The organism is Nonomuraea purpurea (assembly GCF_042650645.1).
Classification (GTDB): Bacteria; Actinomycetota; Actinomycetes; order Streptosporangiales; family Streptosporangiaceae; genus Nonomuraea; species Nonomuraea purpurea.
In genome coordinates this window covers 1-19,342 of sequence record NZ_JBHSBI010000029.1, presented here as the reverse complement: position 1 = coordinate 19,342, position 19,342 = coordinate 1, and the positions used below count along the sequence as shown (strand labels likewise).

Sequence of the window (19,342 nt, the reverse complement as noted above, 5' to 3'; positions counted from 1 at the left end):
CCCGTTCGCGGGATTTCTTTCAGGTGCGGGCGGGTTCGATGGCGCCGAACCACCGCCGCAGGGCCGCCTGGAGTGTTTCCATCTCCGCGGCATCTGGTCGAGGTGATGCCGATGCCCAGGCCACGTAGCAGTCCGGTCGAAGGAGCAGGGCGGTGGGCGCATCGGGCTGGGCGCGCGCGGTGACGATGTCGATCTGGTCGTGCCGCAGGGCAGGCGTCCGCGCCAGCCATGCTCCTTCGGTCAGGTCGAGCAGCAGAGGGCGTGCGGTTCTGGTCAGTTCGGCCAGCCGGACCGGCCCGCTCGGGGTGTGCAGGTCCAGGTCCGGGGCGAAGCGGCCGGTCGACGGGTGAGGTTCGGGTTCGCCCATGTCGTAGCGGACGTCGGCGCCCGCGGTGAGTTCGGCCAGGCGCCGCACCGTGTCCGGGTCGCGGAGCAGTTCGGTGAATATTTCGCGCAGGCCGGTGACGTCGCTGCCGGGGGTGATCAGCGCCGACTGCGCCTGGGCGTTCAGCACCATGCGATGCGCGGCCGCTCGCCGCTCCGTCTCGTAGGTGTTCAGCAGTCCGGGCGGAGCGCTTCCGCGGATCTCGGCGGCGAGTTTCCAGCCGAGGTTGATCGCGTCCTGCAGGCCGAGGTTGAGCCCGGGGCCGCCTCCGGTGGCGGCGAACACGTGGGCGGCGTCGCCGATCAGGAACACCCGGCCGCTGATGAACCGTTCGGCGATGCGGGTGTTGCCGCCGGTCAGCCGGCGCAGCGCGTGCGGCCCATGGCCGTCGGGCTGTCCGAGTGGCACGTCGACGCCGAGCACGCGGCGGATGCTCGCCCGCAACTCCTCCAGGCTCATCGGGGCGTCTGGTGCGGGCTGGTCCCACTCGGTGGTGCTGACCAGCGGTGGATGGCCGGGCATCGGCGCGTAGGAGAACCCTCCGTGCTCGGTGCGGTGGGGCAGGAACGGCATGACGGTGCCGTAGCCGGGCACGTTCAGCGCGCCGTTCGCGGGGTCGAGCCAGTCCGCGGGGACGCTCGCGTGCGCTGAGCGGACGGTCATGCGGTCGTGGGTGATGCCGGGGAATTCGATGCCGGAGAGCTTGCGGGTGGTGCTGTGGGCGCCGTCGGCGCCGATCAGGTATCGGGCCCGCAGCTGGTATTCCCCGTCCGGGCTCGTGACGGCGACGGTGACGGCGTCGTCGTCCTGTGACAGGCCGGCGACCTCGTGTCCGCGCCGGATTTCCACGCCCAGTTCGATCGCTCGCTCCTGCAGGACCTGCACGATGCGGCGCTGCGGCACCGGCAGGGCGTAGACGGGGCTGTCCTCCAGCAGGCTCAGGTCCAGGCCCATCGCGCCGAACATGAAGTACGCGGAGTTCGGCCGCGGCGGTTCCTGGCTGCCGCTGAGAGGTTCGTGCAGCCCGCGGTGGTCGAGCATCTTGACGACCTGGCCGAGCAATCCGTTCGCCTTCGGTTCCTGGCTGGGCTCAGGCAGCCGCTCCAGCACGAGTGACCGGACCCCTGCCAGGCTCAGTTCGCAGGCCAGCATCAGCCCGTTCGGGCCGCCGCCGGCGATGACGACATCGGTGATCATGTTGCTCCTTCGTTCGCAGGAGAACGGGCAGGACGGATGAGGCGTCACGCTAGACAGAAAAGTGCGTACACGCAAATTTGCGTACGCGCACTCAAGCTGGGATGCTGAGACGGTGACGACGAGACGAACCGGGTTGCGTGAACAGAAAAAGCAGGCCACCCGAGAGGCGTTGAGCGCGGCGGCACTGCGATTGGCCGTTGAGCGTGGGCCGGACAACGTGCGCGTCGACGACATCGCCGAGGCCGCCGGCGTCTCAACCCGGACCTACAACAACTACTTCTCCAGCCGGGAACAGGCGATCGTCGCCGCCGTCACCGGCGAACGGGAGGCGCGGGTCGCGGCGGCCGTGGCCGACAGGCCCGACGGCGTCGGCCTGGCCACCGCGGTCATCGAGGCGATCGTGGATCAGTACACCGATCCGGGCGAACCTGGCCGCGACGCCCTGCTGCTGATCACCACCCGGCCCGCGCTGCGTGAGGCATACGTCGATGCCATCGGCGCGATCGAACATCCCCTCACCGACGCCATCGCCGGGCGCCTCGGCGACACCGACCCGCACACCGCCCGTGTGCTCGCGGCGAGCGTGGCCGCCGCGGTCCGCGTCGCGCTCGAACGATGGCTGCGAACCACTGCCGCGTCCGTCACGGCCGGCGGGCTCGTCGTGCCGTCCGGCTCGTTTCCGGACCTGCTGCGCAGCACACTCGCACCACTCGCGCCCGCACTCGACGCCGCGCAGCAACAGGCACACCGCCACCGGCACCCGTGAGCCCGGCCGAGCGGAGGTGAAGGTGTCATCGGGCCAAGTAGTCGGTGATCGGGCGGGCTGGGCCCCCAGGTTCCGGGTTCACGCAGTACCGCACGGGGGCCGGGACGGGCAGACCTTCAGAATCCCCGAAATGGGCCCGGCTCTGATTATGTGATGATCCCGGCAGGAATCGATGGATCTGGTGGGTACATGGGCAAGATGCACGCGGACGAAGCGGAGACCGACGCTGAGCTGGTCCGGCGACTGCTACGGGCTCAGTTCCCCCAGTGGGCGGACCTGCCGATCGCTCGGCTCGCCTCCGGAGGAACGGTCAACGCGATCTACCGGCTCGGCGAGGACCTGACCGTCCGGCTGCCGCTGCGCCCCGGCGGCGCCGAGGCCGTCGCGATGGAGGCATGGCTGCTCCCTCGGCTGGCGCCGCTGCTGCCGCTGCCGATCCCGGAGGTGGTGGCGACCGGCGCCCCGGGTGAGGGGTACCCCCTGGCCTGGGCGGTGCACCGGTGGATCGAAGGACGCAACCCCGTCGAGGGCGACCTGGCCGAGCCCGAACGCGTGGCCCGTGATCTCGCGGAGTTCGCGGTCGCCATCCGCAAGATCGATCTCCCCGGCGGTCCGCCCGCGCACCGGGGCGAGCCGCTGGTCGCCGAAGATCAGGAGATGCGGGCGGCGATCGAGGCGCTGCGCCGCACCGACGAACCCTTCGATGCCGACGAGATCACCGCGGCCTGGGAGGAGGCGCTCGCGGCACCGCTGTGGACAGGCCCGGCCCGCTGGACGCACTCCGACCTCATGCCGAGCAACCTGCTGCTGGCCGGCGACCGCGTCTCGGCGATCATCGACTTCGGCACCGTGGGCATGGGTGAACCGGCCACCGACCTCATCCCGGCCTGGAACCTGCTGCCTGCCTCGGCGCGGTGGGTGTACCGCGAGGCGGTGGACGTGGACGACGCGACCTGGGCCCGCAGCCGGGGCTGGGCCCTGTCCATGGCGGTCATCCAGCTGCCGCACTACCGGACGACCAATCCGATCATTTCAGCCAACGCCCGGCACGTCATCCGGGAGATCCTCAGGACAAGCGGCTGACAGGTCCTCCTCGGGGACGATGCCGTCGCGACCTCCGGAGGACCACGTCGAGACCCGGTGACGATGTGCGGGGCACCGTCGCGGCGGCAGATTGAGCAGGGTGAACACCTCTCATCCAGGAAACCGCCGTATGGTCGTGCCGGTCCTGATCACCGGGGTCTGGTCGGTGAGCTATCTGGCCCTCGGCCTGCTCTGGGCTTTCGGGGGGCCCGGATATCCGTTCGACGCGGGCGGCGCGGGCGCGGGCGACACCCTGCTCGACCCCGTTCCCGCTGCGGTCGGCGGGGGCGTGCTGGCGGCGTCGGCGCTGGTGGCCGCGGGCGTGGCCGTGCTCTCCGCCAGGGGCCCGCTCAACCGGGCCCCCGCCGTGATCGCCGTCGTGGCCGGCGTCGGCCTGGCGGTGGTGCTGCCCGACGTGCGCATCATGATGACCGCGGGGTACCTGCCGGTGATGCTGGCCGCCGTGCTCGCCGGCCAGGCGGAGTTCTCGATGATCGCGAGCATGCTGACCTGGCCGAGTGTCAACCTGCTCATCCTGATGGCGGCCGGCGTCAGCCTGATGGTCCTGGGAACGCGGGCGTTCCTCGGCGGGCGCGGGCAGCCCTTCAGCGCCGCCGGCGCGCTCAGGATCGGGTGGTACGCGACGGCCGTCGCGGTCGCCGTTCCCGTTGTCTACGCCGTCACCCGTTTCGGCTGGTTCCTGGGCGTGCCCGTCGGCATCAGCGACGAGTTCCTGTCCTATATCGCCGAGATCACCCCGATCGGCGCCGGTCTTGGTGCTCTCGGTCTCATCGGCGCGGTCCTGACCGTCGGCCTGGTCCGGCCATGGGGTGAGATCTGGCCGCGCTGGGTGCCGTTCCTGCGCGGGCGGCCGATTCCTGCGCGTTTCCCGGCCTACTCGGCGCTGGCCGTCTCCCTCCCCATCACCTCCGCCGGGCTGATGTACGTGCGCAAGAAGCTCAGCGGCGAGCAGGTCGGCCCCGCGGGGGCGGCCGACGAGCTCGGCGCCTGGCTGCCGGAGATGTTGTGGCCGCTGTGGGGCGCGGCCCTGGCGGTGGCCGCGCTGGCGTACCTGAGCCGGCGCAGGCACCTCGCTCACGGATAATGGCAGGTGTGAAGGAGTCCCCGTTCCCGGCCGGTGCCGCCGTGGACTCGTTTCTGCGCAGGCATCAGCTGGGCGCCGACGCCGTGCTCGCCGTCCTGCTCGTCCTGCTGCTCGGCATGATCTCGTTGAGCCTGCTCCGGGCCTCGGACAGTCCTGTGTCCCTGCGCCTGCTCGCGGGTCTCGTCCTGCTGGTGCTGCATGGTTGCGTCGTGGCGCGTCGTGTGCGCCCGGCGGCGGCGTACGGCCTGGCCGCCACGGTGATGTTGTCGCTGGTGGTGCTGCCGCCCCTGCACGACCCGGGCGGCGCCTACTATTCGCCGGTGCTGCTGCCGAGCTCGCTGGTCTTCGGGCTGCTGCTCTACACGGTGTCCGGCCGGCTCGGCCTGCTGCCCAGCCTGGTCTGCCTGGCCGTCGCCCTGGCCGGAGTGCTCCTGGTCCTGGCGCGACTGTGGAATCCGGCCTCGTGGGGCGGCTCGTCGGGCTCCTATGGGCTGGTCGCCTGGCGGCTCGGGCTGGTGGTCGGCCTGGTCGCGGCGGTGGCGTGCCTGTGGTCGCTGGGCCGTCTCAGCCGGATACGGGTGTTGTTCCTGGCCGAGCTCAGAGCGAAGGCCGAGCGCGCCGAGGCCGACCGTGTCCGGGAGCGGTCGGAGGCGGCACGGGCGGAGCGCGACCGGATCAGCCGTGAGATGCACGACGTGGTGTCCCACTCGCTCGCCGTCATGGTCAGCCAGGCAGAGGGCGGCAGGCTGTCCGATCCGGACTCGCCCCAGGCGGGCGTGTTCGCCACCATCGCCGGGGTCGGACGCGACGCCCTGCGCGACATGCGCGGGCTGCTGGGCGTGCTGCGCGCCGGCGGCGACACCGCTCCGCAGCCGGGCCTCGGCGACCTCTCCGACCTGCTCGATCATGTGCGTGGTACGGGCGTACGCCTCACCGTCCAGGAGCTCGGGGACGTCCGGCCGCTGCGCCCCGCCGTCGACCTGACCGCCTATCGGGTCATCCAGGAAGGGCTGACCAACGTCATCAAGCACGCCGGGGCGACGGCCGTCGCCGACATGACGCTCGGGTGGCGTCCTGACGGGCTGCACATCACCATCACCGATGACGGTGCGGGGCCGTCCGCCGAAGAGCCCGGCGTCGGGCTGACCGGGATGCGCGAACGCCTCAGCATGGTGGGCGGAACCCTGGAGGCCGGCAGACGGACCGGGGCAGGCTACGTACTGTCGGTCGTCCTGCCCTATGAGTCGAGGAGCCTCCCATCATCAGGATCATGATCGTCGATGATCAGGAACTGCTGCGCAACGGCCTGACCATGGTCGTCAGGTCCCAGCCCGACATGGAGGTGGCCGCCGAAGCCGCTGACGGCCTGGAGGCCCTGAAGGCGCTGGAGTCGCTGCGCGTCGACGTGGTGGTGATGGACATCCGCATGCCCCGGATGGACGGTGTCACCGCGACCCGGGAGATCCAGCGGCTGGACGACCCGCCGAAGGTGCTGGCGCTGACCACGTTCGACCTCGACGAGCACGCCCTGGCCGCGCTTCGCGCGGGCGCGAGCGGGTTCATGCTGAAGGACGCGCCGGGAGAGGAGATCATCGCCGCGATCCGGCACGTGCACCGGGGCGACTCGATCATCGCGCCCTCCACGACCCGGCGGCTCATCGGACGGCTCGTCGCGAAGACCGACACCGCCCCGGACGCCGTGCTCAAGGTGCTCACGAAGCGTGAGCGTGAGGTCTTCCTCGGCCTGGCGCGGGGCGCGTCCAACGCCGAGATCGGGGCCGATCTGTTCCTGTCGGAGGCCACGGTCAAGACACACGTGGGCCGCATTCTGACGAAGCTCGGGCTGCGCGACCGGGTCCAGGCGGTGGTCCTGGCCTACGAGTCCGGCGTTGTCACTCCAGGAGAGCGTTAAGGCTGTTCCTCGTCATCTGGACGCGAGGTGTCCAGGATCCCGCCCAGTACTCGCCGCAGCGCCGCGTTCTGACGCGGTACGGGCGTCAGAGGAGCCCCCGCTCCAGGGCCACCACGACCGCCGCCGCCCTGCTCTCGACGCCGAGCTTGGCGAAGACGTGCTTGAGGTGCGTCTTCACCGTGGTCTCGCTGATCAGCAGGGTTCTGGCGATCTCCTTGTTGGCCGCGCCCCGTGCCACCAGGCGCAGTACCTCCAGCTCGCGCGGGCTCGGCTCCTGCGCCGCGCGCCCTCGGATGAGCGCGGAGGCGATCGACGGCGCCAGGACCGCGCCGCCCGCGGCGGCCGTGCGGACCGCCCGGTGCAGTTCCTCGCGTGGCGCGTCCTTCAGCAGGTAGCCCGCCACCCCGGCGGCCATGGCCCGGGTCACGTCGGCGTCGGTGTCGTACGTGGTCAGCACGATCACCTTGATCTCCGGGTGGTCCGCGCGCAGCCGCTCGATCGCGCCCACGCCGTCCAGGCCGGGCATGCGCAGGTCCATGAGCACGACATGCGGCCGTGCTTGCCTGGCCATGGCCAGCGCTTCGAACCCGTCGGACGCCTCGGCCACCACCTCGATGTCGTCCACATGGTCGAACATGCCGCGCAGCCCGTCGCGAACCACCGGATGGTCATCCACGATCATCAGCTTGAGGGGATACGCAGGCACAGTGCCGTCCCCTCTCCCGGCGCGGACTCCACCGTCAGCGTTCCGCCCACGCCGCGGGCGCGCTCGTGCATGGCCGCCAGCCCGTAACCGGAGCCGCGCGCGCCCGGGTCGAAGCCCCTGCCGTTGTCGTACACGTCCAGCGTCACCTCGTCGTCCATGTAGGTCAGCGTGATCGCCACCCGGCCCGCCCGCGCGTGCTTGGCCGCATTGGACAGCCCCTCCTGCGCCGCGCGCAGCAACGTGGCGCCCACCTCGCCGGGCAGCGGCCGGGACGTGCCCTCCACCGTCACGGTGGCGCTCACCCCCGACGTGCGTGACCACCGCTCGGCGACCTGCGCCAGGGCGGCGTCGAGGCGCGCGTCCTGAAGGGGTCCCGGCCGCAGCGCGTCCACCGAGCGGCGGGCCTCGTGGAGGTTGTCGCGGGCCAGCTCCTTGGCCAGCGCGATCCTCCTGCGTACGGCGGGCAGGTCGGGTGTGCCCGGCGCGGGCATGGCCTGCTCGGCCGCCTCCAGCTGGGTGATGATCCCGCTCAGCCCTTGGGCGATGGTGTCGTGGATCTCTCTGGCCAGCCTGGCCCGCTCTTCCAGCACGCCGAGCATCTTGTTCTGCGCGCTCTGGCGCAGGACGTAGGTCAAGAACATGCCGATCGCCACCACCAGGCCGCAACTCCCGGCGAGCCGCCACAGGGCGTCGGGGTCGTCCAGGTAGCCCCTGGCCGCGAAGGTGCACAGGATCGTCGTCACAGCCCCCGCGTACGACCAGGGGGTGGGCAGCATCAGGTACGGCTGGGGCATCAGCCCGAAGATCACCACATCGAAGGAGCGGTCGGCGAGCACCAGCGCGGTGTAGAGGGCGCAGAGCACGGCCAGGTGGAGCGCCATGGGACGGAGCCGACCGAGCAGGTGCGGCCTGCGGACGACGAAGAACCAGTGCCAGCCGGCCAGCAGCGCGAGCACCACCAGGGTCACCGGGGCCGGGCTCGTCTGCTCGCCGATCGACAGGATCAGCCCCAGCGCCAGGCAGGCGTAGTACAACAGGTGGAAGGCGCGCACCCAGCGCGCCTCCCAGACGTTCACCCCGTCACTCCCCCGCTCCGTCATTCCCATCGGAACAGAGCCGCGGCGACCGCCGTGCCCGCCACGATTATCCCGGCAAGGATCACCATCGGGAAGGGGGCGAGGGCACCGGTCCAGGCGGCGTTCAGCACGTCCACGCCCGGGGTCAGCGGCAGGTAGTCGCCGATCGCGCGCAGCGAGTCGGGCAGGGCCTTGCGGGGCACGGCCGCGCCCGCCAGGAAGACCATCGGGAACATGACCAGCATGCCTATCAGGCTCGCGCCCCTGGTGTTGCGCACGACCGCGGCGATCACGAAGCCGAGCGCGCAGACCGTCACCGAGCACAGCAGGAAGGCGACGGCCAGCACGAGCACGTTCGTGGGCGGCTGCGCGCCGAACAGCACGATCGCGGCGGCCACCAGCAGCGTCGAGCCGACCAGGGCCGCGACGACCTGCGCCACCAACTGGGCGCCGAGCAGCAGAACCGGTGAGATCGGCGTGGTCGCCAGCCGCTTGAGCACCTTGCGCTCGCGGTAGGCGGCCACGATACCGGGCAGGGCGCCCATGCCGCCGATGGCCGCGATCATCGCGATGTAGCCGGGGACCGCGCCGCTGTCGCCGCGCTTGAGCACCAGGAGCATCAGCGGGAAGGCCATCATGAAGAACACCGAGGCGGGATCGCGCAGCAGCAGCCTCAGCTCGATCGTGGTGAGCGCGGTAAACGCCTTCATCGGTCCGCTCCTTCCAGGGCGAAGTAGGCCTCTTCCAAACAGGAGGTGCCGGTCTGGGCGATGATCTCGGCCGGGGTGCCCATGGCCCGGATCCGGCCGCCGGCCAGGACGGCCAGGCGGTCACACAGGGCTTCGGTCTCGTCGAAGTAGTGGCTGACCAGCACCACGGTGGTGCCGGAGGTCTTCAGCTCCCGCACCAGCCGCCAGGTCTCCCGGCGGGCGACGGGGTCCAGGCCGGTGGTCAGCTCGTCCAGCACGACAACCTCGGGGTCGCCGACCAGGGCCAGGGCGAGCATCAGCCGCTGCTTCTGCCCGCCGGACAGGTCGCCGTACGCCTTGCGCGCCAGGGAGGTCAGGCCCCAGCGCTCCATGACCTCCCGCCAGTCGGCGGGCCGGTGGTAGAAGGAGGCGAAGGCGCGCAGCGCCTCGGCGACCTTCATCCGCTCCGGCAGCGCGCTCTCCTGAAGCTGGGCGCCGATGCGCTGGGCCAGGGCCCGGCGCCGGCGCGCGGGGTCCTCACCCAGGACCCGCACGCTGCCTCCATCGGCTCGCCGCAGCCCGATGACGCATTCGGCGGTGGTCGTCTTGCCCGCCCCGTTGCGGCCGGTGATGCCGAAGGTCTCCCCGGCGTGGACCGTGAACGTGACGCCGTCCACGGCGTTGGTGTGCCCGTACGTCTTGCGCAGGTCTTTCACCTCGATGGCTTCCATGCCTCAAGGCTCCCGTCGCGGCGGGCCGCGCGACATCGCCCATCACGCCGCCCCGGCATCCTCCATCCGGGTGATGCCGGGCGAGGTGGCAAGGCCCGGGCGGCACGGCTACCGGGTATGACGAAGTACGGGGAGCCCGCGCGCCGGGGCGGCTTCTAGCTGGTGTTCCTCGCTTTAGGGAGGCGGGCGAGGGCCTTGGGGGCCAACTGCTGGGCGAGAGAGCACAGCTCCTGTCTCGAGGAGTCGCCGATGACTCCCACGGAGACCACCTCGGTACGGCCCTTGGCGGACGGCCCGGCTTCGCCGTACTCGACGTCGACCGCGCAGCTCGGCAGGCTTGGCCCGAGCAGAGCGCTGTTCTGGGCGGGGCTGTAGTTCACCACCGCGGGGCGTCCCCCGATCGTGAGCGGGCGTCCCTCCAGCGCGTCGTCGAGATGTTGGAAGAGGACGGACAGGTGCGGTTCGTCGATGGTCTTGCCGCCCCAGGCGCAGCTCTGGCCGGTGAATTCGGCGTGCCGCTGCCTAGGGTCGATGTCCGGGACGCGCGCCGCCTCGCTCTTCTTGACCAGTTCGCACGCGTCCCGGTTTGCCAGCGAGTCGGGGGCGTGGCGGGCGGAGGGAAGATCGCCCGTCTTGAGCAGGCGGATGACGTCACCGGCGGCGGTGTCGGCGATCCGGCAGGCGCGGGAGCCCGACTCGTCCCCGTAGACGCCGATCGCGACCGTCGCGATCCGTTCCCGCACCACCACGTCCCGCGTGCAGTTCTTGTTGCCGGTGAGCTCGCTGATGCCTTCGCTCTCGTAGACGGTGACGCCGTCCCGTAGCACGGGCGTCGGCAGGGGATCGCCCACGGATACCTCGCTCGGTCCGGCCTGCAGCTCCACGAAGACCGAGACGGACTCGTCGTCCGGTCCGTAGAGCAGGATGTCGCACTCGCCGTAGCTGATCCCCTTGTCGTACTCGACCTTCCCGAACTTCACCAGCACATCCTCGTCGATCAGCTTGCAAGGGTCGGTGCCCCGCAGTTCCTCTGGGGTGACGGACAGGGAGACTGTGCTGGGTGCGGATTGAGTGGACTCGGCCGAGGTGTCGGCAGGGGGGTGCGATGACGCGTTGTCCTGTGCGGAGCATCCCGCGGCGAACAGCGCGATGGCCAACGCCGCCGATACCGTCACCGTGGAACGGCCGCGCCAACCCCCGTACGCAGTCGTGTGCGTCATCGTGGCTGCGCCATATGCCCGGGAGTGTGCCGCTGCGCAGTCGCCCGCCAGTTCAGCGTGCAGGCTCGCGGCAAGTACAAGCGCAAGTCCGGCTTTTCGCCGGGAGCGCCCGGCCGGGGGACGCTGATCAAGACCGAATCGCGGCATATCGGCACGGTAGCGGCGCCGTGCCGGGACCGGTCCCGCAGCCAGCCCTCCGGTGTCCCAATCCCTGTCATGCCCGCTCTGCTCTATGAACCGGACTTCTCCAGGACATGGCGAGCTTTTCTCGGCAGTCGATCGGGCCACCGGTGAACCTTGTTTACAACTAAGTAGTACACGCCGATGGCAAAGACCATTCCGGTCAACCCGTCGACGATGTAATAGTGATTCAGGCGAGCGTGAATTCGCTACATCTCGGCAAATCCGAGAGCGGCCGGGCCAATAGCAGAAACCTATGATGTGTCTCGAAAAAGGGGTCGCACCCTCGCTAGCATCAGGGAATGCCAATCGCTCTGGTCACGGGTGCCACCGCCGGTCCCGGGCTGGAATTCGCACGTCAGCCGGCAGCCCGTGGGAACGCGGTCGCCGGAATGCTCACCCGGCATCGCCCGCCACTGGAGAGGCGATGAGTGCCGCGGTACATGACAGCCGGGCTGCCCGGGCCGTCGCGGCGGTGGGCCGCTGGTGCGTCCGGCACCGGTTCGTCGTGATCGGCGCGTGGGTGCTGCTGGTGGCGGCGCTGGTGATGAGCGCGAGAGTGATCGGCACGCCGACGGACAACGATGTGAGCCTGCCGGGCACCGACGCCCAGCTCGTGCGGGACATGACCGCGTCACCGGCGAATCCGCTCACCGCCGGGACCGTGATCCTGGTGGCCCGGGACGGGCGGCTGGACGACGAGACCCGCTCCGGCGTGCTGGCGGCCACGGCGGCCTCCCTGCGAGGGGCCGATCATGTGACCACGGTGAAACCACCCTCGATGCGGGACGGGTCGCTGTCCGAGGACGGACGCACCGGCTGGTTCACGGTGGGCCTGGACGTCCGCAGGGCCGAACTCACCAAGGCCACGGCACTCGCCGTCACCGACGCCGCCCGGCCCGCCACCGACGCCGGACTGCGGGTCCTTCCCGGCGGGGCGTTCGCCCAGGTCACCGACGGCTCGGGCACCACCGGCGACGAGTACGTCGGCCTGATCCTGGCCGCCCTCATCCTCTTCCTCGCGCTCGGCGGCCTCCTCGGTGCGGCGCTGCCACTGCTGACCTCGGCGCTCTCGGTGCTCGCGACGCTGGAGACCGTGGGGCTCGCCGGGAACCTGACCTCGATGCCGGCCGTGGCGGCGACCCTGGCTCTCATGATCGGCCTCGGCGTCGGCATCGACTACTCGCTGTTCCTGCTCAGCCGGTTCCGGACGCTGGCGCGGTCGGGCCTGGAGGTGCCGCAGGCCATCGAACGCGCGGTCGCCGACTCCGGCACGGCGGTGGCCGTCGCCGGTGTGACGGTCGCGGTCGCGCTCGCGGGACTGAGCCTGACCGGGGTGCCGCTGCTGCAGACGCTCGCCTGGACATGTGGGATCGCGATCATGTTCGCGGTTCTCGCCGCGCTCACCCTGCTGCCCGCCCTGACCTCGCTCGCGGGACGCCGGCTCGCCCGCGGCGGGATGCTGTACAACCGGCTGGCTCGCCGCGCCGGCTCCGGTGGCTATTGGGCACGCCAGGCCGACCGGGTGACGCGCCGGCCCTGGCTGGTCGGCGGGCTCGCGCTCGTGCTGCTGGCCCTGCTCGCCGCCCCGGCGACCGACCTGCGACTCGGCCAGCTGGACGCCGGGTCCTCGCCGACGTCCACCGCCGTCCGCCAGGCGAACGACGCCATCTCATCGGCGTTCGGCCCGGGCACGGGCACGCCGATCACCGTGCTCGGCTGGCTGCCGACGCCGGTCACCGACGCCCGGGACCCTCGCCTGCCCCGGCTCGTGGCGATGGTGCGGGCCCAGCCGGGGGTGGCCGCCGTCGGACCGGTGACGCCGTCCGGGGACAGGCAGGTCTTCACGATCCAGGTGATCCCCTCGACCTCGGGCGGTGACCCGGCGACGGCGGACCTCGTCCATCGCCTGCGCAGCCAGTCCGTGGCGGGCGTGAGCGTGCACGTCGGCGGCAACACCGCCGCCCGGGTGGATCTCGCCGACCGGATCGGCGACAAGCTGCTGCTCGTCACCGGAGTCGTGCTGCTGCTGTCGGTCGCGATCCTGCTGCCGGCCTTCCGGGCACCGCTGCTCGTCCTCAAAGCGGCCGTGATGGACCTCATCTCCATCGGGGCGGCCTACGGCGCCCTGACGGCGGTGTTCACCTGGGGATGGGGGGTGACGTGGATCGGCCTGTCCGGCCCGGTCCCCATTCCGAGCTTCGTGCCGCTCATGCTCTTCGCCCTGCTGTTCGGCCTGTCGATGGACTATGAGGTGTTCCTGCTGAGCGACGTCCAGCGGCGCTGGAACCTGAGCGGGGACAACCTGCGTTCGGTCCGTGAGGGCCTGATCGGCACCGGCGGCGTGATCACCGCGGCGGCCGCGATCATGATCGGGGTCTTCCTCGCGTTCGTGCCCAACGACGACCCGACGATCAAGATGTTCGGCGTCGGCATGGCGGTCGCGATCGCCGTGGACGCGACCGTCGTCCGCTGCCTGCTCGTCCCGGCCACGATGGCGATGCTCGGCGACCTCACCTGGTGGACGCCGGGCCGCAGGCGCGAGCGCATCATCGAACCCACCTGATGATCGGCTGACGCGGACCACAGGGATCGCTCTACGGCGACTCCTGCAACGGCCAGACCTCCACCAAACCCTGCGCAACCGCGCATGGGGTCCTGGACACGAGCTGGACGGCTTCCTCCATGGTCGCGGCTTCGATGATCGCGAACCCGGCCACCGGGAGAGCGGAGGACATGAAGGAGCCGCTCTCCACGGTCATGCCGGCATCGTCGTGGTTGCGCACCTGAACGGGCGAGCCGGCAATGCCCATGACGACTCCCGCCTCCCGCAAGCGGCTGTCATGCGCGTGTGCCTCCTCACGTACCGCCGTGCTGGTGCGGTCGTAGCCCTCTTGGTCCCCGTACCCGATGGTCACGAATTTCGCCACAACAGCTCTCCGTCCTCTCGTTCGCATGAACTGCTCACCGATACCGACCTCCGCAGGGAACAAAACTCATCGTTTGCCTGGCCTGCCGTTGCCGGTCACCGGTACGAGGACGACTGCAGACGGTACATCTCCGCGTAAAGGCCACCGTGACGGATGAGGTCGTCGTGCGTGCCCGCCTCCGCGACCCGCCCCTTGTCGAGAACGACGACCAGGTCAGCCATCCGGACGGTGGAAAGCCGGTGGGAGACGAGCACCGTGACGCCGCCGTTGCGCGCCGCAGCCTGCCGGGAGGCCACCGCCCAGCGGCGAAACAGGTCATGCTCGGCTTCGGCGTCGATAGCGGACGCCGGTTCGTCGAGGAGGAGCAGCAACGGACCGAAACGCATCATCGCGCGGGCGAGAGAAAGCTTCTGCCACTGCCCGCCCGAGAGGTCGACGCCGCCGGGCCAACGGGGACCCAGCTGGGTGTCGAGCCCCGACGCAAGCCCCGGCAGCAGGTCGGAGGCCCCGGCGCTGTCCAGCGCACGCTCGACCGCCACGTCACGACGGGACGGATCTGCAAGCGCCGAGAGGTCTCCGATTCCCACCGTTTCGCGGACCAGGAACTCGAACCGTGCGTGGTCTTGGAAGCAGGCTGACAGATGGCGCCTGAACTCCGCGGGATCCATGGCGCCGACCGCGATGCCGTCGAACAGGACCGCTCCGGAGCTGGGTCGGTACATGCCGGCCAGGATCTTGACGAGGGTCGACTTTCCCGCACCGTTGTCGCCGACGATCGCCACCGTCTGCCCGGCGGGCAACCACAGGTCAACCCCGTGGAGCACCGGGTGATCAGTGCCGGGATAGTGGTAGGAGACGCCCTTGAGCCGGATGCCGTGCTCGAGTGCCTTGGGCGGTTCCGCGGTGGCGACGACACCGTCGCGGACCGATCTCTCGAGGTCGACCACGTAGAGGAGCCGACCGGCCGCAACGAGGCTCTGCACGGTGAGCTGGAGTGTTTCCGCGGAACCCGTCACCAGTGCGAGCACCTGCCCTGCGAGCGTGGCGGTCAGAACCGCGTCGCCGACGGTGGCGCGTCCCTCGGCGGCGAGGCTGACGACGAGCGCGACGGCGCCGACGTACCCGATCACGAAGAAGCAGCGGCTCACCACGCCGATTCCGGCAGCCCGGAGCTGGAGCCGGTGGTGGATCCGGCGAATCCTGCGATGTTCGGCATGGAAACGCGAGCGCAGCTCGCCGGCGATCCGGAAGAGCCGGATTTCTTTCGCGGCGCCGGCGGTGGCGGTGAGCTCCAGCAGGTGTTCGGCTCTGCGCGCGGGCTCGGCCGTGCGCTCCTCCCCCGCGCGGAACAGACCGCCGGTCCAGGGGCTCACCAGCAGGGCGGGAATCCCGAACAGCGGAAGTGCCAGGAGCGCTGGGGTGACGCCGGCGAGGAGTACGCCCATCGTGACCATTCGGATCACGGATGCCAGCAGCGCGATGAGCCGAGGAACAGCCTGGTACAGCTGGTACTGCTGTCGGCGCAGGGCCTCGAGCTGGGTCAGGTGCTCGGGCGTCTCGTGCAGATCGATGGTCGGCAGGTTCCCCGAGATCTCGAGTATGCGCCGGTTGAGCCAGTAGCGCAGCCGGCCGCTGAGCCCGGCGAGCACGCGGCTTCCCCAGGAGGCGAAGACCGAGGTGCCCGCGATCGAACCCACGACACCACAGGCTCCGAGCACCGCCGCCCTGCCGTCCGACACGGCGATCGCGTCGATGAGCAGCTTCAGCCAGTAGGCGAAGAGCGCCGCGATGACGACCTGGGCGGCGAGGGCGAAGAAGGCCAGGGCGGTGCGCCACGGGTCCGCCGCCCACGCGACGCCGAGCACGAGGGTGGCAGATCGTCGCCAGTTCTGCTTCGAGTCGTCAGGGGTCACGGTGCGCTCCCCTCGCCGGGGATGCCTGGTACGAGGCGGCCTGGAGGGAGAAGAGCCGGGCGTATTCCCCGCCGGCCGCGACGAGTTCGTCGTGGCTGCCGTCCTCGACGATCTTGCCGCGGTCCAGCACCACTATCCGGTCTGCGCGGCGCACGGTCGAGAACCGGTGACTGATGATGATTGTCGTCAGGTCACGGGTCAGGTCGAGGAAGCGGTCGTACAGGTCTGCTTCGGCGCGAACATCCAGCTGGGCCGTCGGCTCGTCGAGGATGAGCAGACTGGCGCCGTTCTCCACCGCGGCCATGGCCCGCGCGAGAGCGATGCGTTGCCATTGGCCGCCGGACAGGTCGACGCCGCCGGAGAAGCGTCGTGACAGCGTCGTGTCGAGTCCGTTCGGCAAACCCGCGATGACGCCATGGGCTCCGGCCCGCTCTGCGGCGGCGTTCACCACGGCGTCGAGGCGGTTACGGGCCTGGCCGGCTGCCTGCAGTACCTCGACCGCTCCGAAACCGATGTTGTCCCGAACAGGGAGCTCGTAGTGGACGAAATCCTGGAAGATCGCCGCGATCGTTCGACGCCACGCGCCGATGTCGAGCTCCGGGACGGGGACTCCGTCCACGGTGATGGTGCCTGCCGCCGGGACCTCGAGCCCGCTCAGCAGCTTTGTCAGGGTGGTCTTGCCGGCGCCGTTGAGGCCGACGACGCCCAGCGAGGTGCGAGCCTCGATCGCCAAGTTCAGCTGCCGGAACACGGGCCGTGAATTCGGGTATGCGAAGTCCACATCGGAGAATCGGATCTCCCGGAAGATCCGGACGGGACGAGGCGACCGGGCGGGCGTGGTGCCGGCCTCCGGCGGTGCGCTTGCGACGTGCGCGGCCTCCTTCTCGAGGTCGAGGACGAGAGGCACGCGCGGGCTGCCGTATTCGATGAGCTCCGCGCCGCTCTGGTCGGCCAGCGCGGTCATCCCCGACATACCGAGCAGCAGCACCGTTATTTGCGTCGCGGACAGACTTCCGGCCAGACCGTCGACGACCATGGCGCCGACAATGACCCCGTGCGAGCAGAGGAGAACGAGGAGCACCATCGCCGTCCGCCACCGCCCGGCCCTGCGCGCTCGCGCCAGCTGCTCGAGAGCACCCATCCATCGCAGGCCGAACCGCTCGGCAAGCCAGTCGGTCAGCCCGAACACCCGGACTTCCTTGGCCCACGCCGGTTTCTCGGCGATCCTTGCGAGGTACTCCGCCTCCCCGAGCCCGGAAGACCACGCGTTGATGTCCAGGCGTCGCAGCGCCGTCAACATGACGGCGCCGGCGACGAACCAGACGATGACCAGGACGCCGGCCGCGACCGGCCAGACCGTCGCGACGAGCGCGGCTGCCGCGGCACCCTGGAAGAGACGCAGCCACCTCGTGCACCAGCCGTCGACCAGGTCACCGGGATCGAGCCCGGCGAGTCGGACCGACTGGTCGACGAGCCGGGACAGCCGGGGATCCTCGAATAATTCCAGCCGTCGCGTACCCGAAGTCGCGTCGATCACGCGCCCCAGCAGGTACTGCTCGTACCGCCGGTAGAAAGCCGATTTCGCCACGTCATAGGCCGCGTTGGCCAGCTCCTGGGCGACCAGCAGGATGGCCGCCGCAATCAGCAGGGCGACGAGCCGCTTACCGCTTTCCGTGTCGAGGCCACCGTCGTGAATGGTCTCGGGAAGTATTCCGACAATCAGCCCGACCAGGCCGCCGAATACAGCCGGAAGCATCCCGCACACGCATGCCAGGAGCAGTTGCAGAGCACTTCTCCCAGGAAGCGCCCGCATCATGAAGGACAAGGCGAGCCATCGGACACCCGAAAGGTTTACGCGTTTTCCCGCACTCAGGCAGTTTGAACCGGTGACCACCTGGCTGTCAACATCATCGATTTCCCCCACGCCGGTGGGATCTGACGCTCCTATCGAGCGCATCGCCACCACCGGCGCGTACGGAATCGACAAGTGTGGCGGTTACCCGGTGTGCGGGGTTCGAGGAGCCGGGGCCGGGTGTGCGGTGTAGGCGTGCCGGGACGGCTCGGGCAGCGGCGTGGCAGGGGAACGGCGTACGAGACGCGAGACAGACAGCAGGACAAGAGCGACGGCGGGAACCACACCGGCGAGCGCCAGGCCCATTCGGGGACCGAGGTGCTGGTCGATGGCGCCGATCAACGGTCCGCCGACGGCGCCGCAGCCGAAGAACACCAGAAGGTAGATGCCCACCACCCTGCCGCGCAGCGCAGGCCCGGCGGCGACCTGCACGGTGGCGTTGACCGCGGTGAACAACAGCGTGGTCACCATGCCGACCCCGACGAGGGCGCACGCCAGGCTCCACGGGACGGGCATGGCGGACGCGACCAGATACATGCCGGCCAGCGCGCACCCGGTCCAGGTCAGTCCACGCAGGGTGGTGCGGGTTCGGCCGGCGGCGATCAGCGCGCCGAGCAGAGCGCCGACTGCGACGACGAAGGTCAGTAGTGCATAGCCGGAGGGTCCGATACCGGTGGTGTGAGCGTAGGCGGTCAGGGTGACGGGCAGGCTGCTGGTGAACATGCTGAACGCGCCGGCCAGCGCGATGGGCCGCCAGATCTCCGGTCGCCGTACCAGCGTGCGCATCCCGCCTGGGGCGAGCGCGGCGGCGCGCGTCGCGGGGCGCGAGTGCGGGAACCGCCGTGGGTCGATACAGCCGAAAGCGATGAGCGGGACGATGTAAGAGGCGGCGTTGAGGGCGAAGGCCCAGCCAGGGCCGGCGGCGCTGATCAGTGCGCCGGACACTGCCGGGCCGGCGAGGGCACCGAGTTGGAACGTCGAGGAGTTGAGGCTGATGGCGCTGTAGAGGTGATCACGCTCGACCAGGTCGGTGACGAACGCCATCCGGACCGGCTGATCGATCGCGGCGATGAGGCCGAGCCCGGCCGCCAGGAGCTGGATGTGCCAGGCCGCGACGTGGTCGGTGAGGGTGAGCACGGCGAGTATCGCGGCGAGGGTGGCGGTCGCGGCTTGGGTGGCTTGCAGCACGCGGCGCTTCGGGTAGTGGTCGGCGATCCACCCACCGGCCAGGCCGAAGACCAGCATGGGGGCCAGTTGCAGAGCGGTGGTGATGCCGACCGCGGTGGCGTCTCCGGTGAGGCTCAGCACCAGCCAGTCCTGGGCGATGCGCTGCGCCCACATCCCGGTGGTCGCCACTGTCTGGCCGAGCAGTAAGAGCCGGAAGTTCCGGGAGCGTAGCGCGGCGAGTCTGGTTCGCCGCGGAGCAGATGGTGTCGGGAGAGGGGCGGGGGGCTCGGGCCTGTCGGCCGCCCTGGTCACAACGGAGTCCTCTTTCGTCAACCTCGGTAATTCGGCCGGAATTTCGTCCTGAAGATCGTTAATAGAGAAAGGTGCCTCCGACCTGCGATGATCGGATTGCCTAGATCACGAGATCGCA

General features: G+C 70.2%; 16 protein-coding genes. 6 read left to right on the top strand and 10 right to left on the bottom strand.

Annotation, left to right across the window (positions count from 1 at the left end; translation table 11 throughout):
* Positions 1–19 precede the first annotated feature (19 nt).
* A complete protein-coding gene (locus tag ACFOY2_RS40825; RefSeq protein WP_379533487.1) occupies positions 20–1,582 on the bottom strand; it encodes an FAD-dependent oxidoreductase in 1,563 nt (520 codons plus the stop codon).
* Between the two features lie 112 nt (positions 1,583–1,694).
* On the opposite strand from ACFOY2_RS40825, the gene ACFOY2_RS40820 reads away from it, so the two are divergent.
* The 5 genes from ACFOY2_RS40820 (at position 1,695) to ACFOY2_RS40800 (ending at position 6,448) form a co-directional block, all read left to right on the top strand.
* Positions 1,695–2,348, top strand: a complete 654-nt coding sequence (locus ACFOY2_RS40820; protein ID WP_379533486.1) for a TetR/AcrR family transcriptional regulator — start codon at positions 1,695–1,697, stop codon at positions 2,346–2,348.
* Positions 2,349–2,537: 189 nt separating this feature from the next.
* Positions 2,538–3,431, top strand: coding sequence for an aminoglycoside phosphotransferase family protein (locus tag ACFOY2_RS40815; RefSeq protein ID WP_379533485.1), 894 nt, complete (start codon positions 2,538–2,540; stop codon positions 3,429–3,431).
* A 130-nt stretch (positions 3,432–3,561) separates the two neighbouring features.
* Positions 3,562–4,536 (top strand): hypothetical protein, encoded by a 975-nt coding sequence (locus ACFOY2_RS40810; protein WP_379533484.1) that lies wholly within the window; start codon positions 3,562–3,564, stop codon positions 4,534–4,536.
* Positions 4,537–4,544: 8 nt separating this feature from the next.
* On the top strand, positions 4,545–5,810 hold the full coding sequence (locus ACFOY2_RS40805) for a sensor histidine kinase (protein WP_379533483.1): 1,266 nt from the start codon (positions 4,545–4,547) through the stop codon (positions 5,808–5,810).
* Positions 5,807–6,448 (top strand): response regulator, encoded by a 642-nt coding sequence (locus tag ACFOY2_RS40800; RefSeq protein WP_379533482.1) that lies wholly within the window; start codon positions 5,807–5,809, stop codon positions 6,446–6,448. The genes ACFOY2_RS40805 and ACFOY2_RS40800 overlap by 4 nt, the downstream gene beginning before the upstream one ends.
* A gap of 85 nt (positions 6,449–6,533) precedes the next feature.
* On the opposite strand, the gene ACFOY2_RS40795 is transcribed toward ACFOY2_RS40800, so the two are convergent.
* The 5 genes from ACFOY2_RS40795 to ACFOY2_RS40775 form a co-directional block, all read right to left on the bottom strand.
* Positions 6,534–7,130 carry a response regulator gene (locus ACFOY2_RS40795; RefSeq protein WP_379533481.1) on the bottom strand — a complete coding sequence of 199 codons (597 nt, stop codon included), beginning with the start codon at positions 7,128–7,130 and terminating at the stop codon, positions 6,534–6,536.
* Entirely contained in the window at positions 7,130–8,230 is a 1,101-nt protein-coding gene (locus ACFOY2_RS40790) for a sensor histidine kinase (protein WP_379533480.1), read from the bottom strand. The genes ACFOY2_RS40795 and ACFOY2_RS40790 overlap by 1 nt, the downstream gene beginning before the upstream one ends.
* A gap of 20 nt (positions 8,231–8,250) precedes the next feature.
* Complete coding sequence (locus tag ACFOY2_RS40785) at positions 8,251–8,940, bottom strand: ABC transporter permease (RefSeq protein ID WP_379533479.1); 690 nt, start codon at positions 8,938–8,940, stop codon at positions 8,251–8,253.
* The gene (locus ACFOY2_RS40780; protein ID WP_379533478.1) at positions 8,937–9,650 is read right to left on the bottom strand and encodes an ABC transporter ATP-binding protein; all 714 of its coding nucleotides are present in this window, start codon (positions 9,648–9,650) and stop codon (positions 8,937–8,939) included. The genes ACFOY2_RS40785 and ACFOY2_RS40780 overlap by 4 nt, the downstream gene beginning before the upstream one ends.
* 155 nt (positions 9,651–9,805) lie before the next feature.
* Entirely contained in the window at positions 9,806–10,870 is a 1,065-nt protein-coding gene (locus ACFOY2_RS40775; protein ID WP_379533477.1) for a hypothetical protein, read from the bottom strand.
* Positions 10,871–11,477: 607 nt separating this feature from the next.
* Between ACFOY2_RS40775 and ACFOY2_RS40770 the strand changes: the two genes are divergently transcribed.
* Complete coding sequence (locus ACFOY2_RS40770; RefSeq protein WP_379533476.1) at positions 11,478–13,616, top strand: MMPL family transporter; 2,139 nt, start codon at positions 11,478–11,480, stop codon at positions 13,614–13,616.
* A gap of 31 nt (positions 13,617–13,647) precedes the next feature.
* Here ACFOY2_RS40770 and ACFOY2_RS40765 read toward each other — a convergent pair whose 3' ends face one another.
* The 4 genes from ACFOY2_RS40765 to ACFOY2_RS40750 form a co-directional block, all read right to left on the bottom strand.
* Positions 13,648–13,980 carry a YciI family protein gene (locus ACFOY2_RS40765; RefSeq protein ID WP_379533475.1) on the bottom strand — a complete coding sequence of 111 codons (333 nt, stop codon included), beginning with the start codon at positions 13,978–13,980 and terminating at the stop codon, positions 13,648–13,650.
* 95 nt (positions 13,981–14,075) lie between these two features.
* Entirely contained in the window at positions 14,076–15,893 is a 1,818-nt protein-coding gene (locus tag ACFOY2_RS40760) for an ABC transporter ATP-binding protein (RefSeq protein WP_379533474.1), read from the bottom strand.
* On the bottom strand, positions 15,883–17,880 hold the full coding sequence (locus ACFOY2_RS40755) for an ABC transporter ATP-binding protein (RefSeq protein ID WP_379533473.1): 1,998 nt from the start codon (positions 17,878–17,880) through the stop codon (positions 15,883–15,885). The genes ACFOY2_RS40760 and ACFOY2_RS40755 overlap by 11 nt, the downstream gene beginning before the upstream one ends.
* Before the next feature lie 9 nt (positions 17,881–17,889).
* Complete coding sequence (locus tag ACFOY2_RS40750) at positions 17,890–19,224, bottom strand: MFS transporter (RefSeq protein WP_379533472.1); 1,335 nt, start codon at positions 19,222–19,224, stop codon at positions 17,890–17,892.
* Positions 19,225–19,342 lie beyond the last annotated feature (118 nt).

What these genes read in the sequence shown, in the direction of transcription:
- ACFOY2_RS40825 (WP_379533487.1), bottom strand. Translation starts at nt 1,582, where the DNA reads ATGATCACCGATGTCGTCATCGCCGGCGGCGGCCCGAACGGGCTGATG.
- ACFOY2_RS40770 (WP_379533476.1), top strand. Translation starts at nt 11,478, where the DNA reads ATGAGTGCCGCGGTACATGACAGCCGGGCTGCCCGGGCCGTCGCGGCG.
- ACFOY2_RS40785 (WP_379533479.1), bottom strand. Translation starts at nt 8,940, where the DNA reads ATGAAGGCGTTTACCGCGCTCACCACGATCGAGCTGAGGCTGCTGCTG.
- ACFOY2_RS40780 (WP_379533478.1), bottom strand. Translation starts at nt 9,650, where the DNA reads ATGGAAGCCATCGAGGTGAAAGACCTGCGCAAGACGTACGGGCACACC.
- ACFOY2_RS40810 (WP_379533484.1), top strand. Translation starts at nt 3,562, where the DNA reads ATGGTCGTGCCGGTCCTGATCACCGGGGTCTGGTCGGTGAGCTATCTG.
- ACFOY2_RS40800 (WP_379533482.1), top strand. Translation starts at nt 5,807, where the DNA reads ATGATCGTCGATGATCAGGAACTGCTGCGCAACGGCCTGACCATGGTC.
- ACFOY2_RS40795 (WP_379533481.1), bottom strand. Translation starts at nt 7,130, where the DNA reads ATGATCGTGGATGACCATCCGGTGGTTCGCGACGGGCTGCGCGGCATG.
- ACFOY2_RS40775 (WP_379533477.1), bottom strand. Translation starts at nt 10,870, where the DNA reads ATGACGCACACGACTGCGTACGGGGGTTGGCGCGGCCGTTCCACGGTG.
- ACFOY2_RS40815 (WP_379533485.1), top strand. Translation starts at nt 2,538, where the DNA reads ATGGGCAAGATGCACGCGGACGAAGCGGAGACCGACGCTGAGCTGGTC.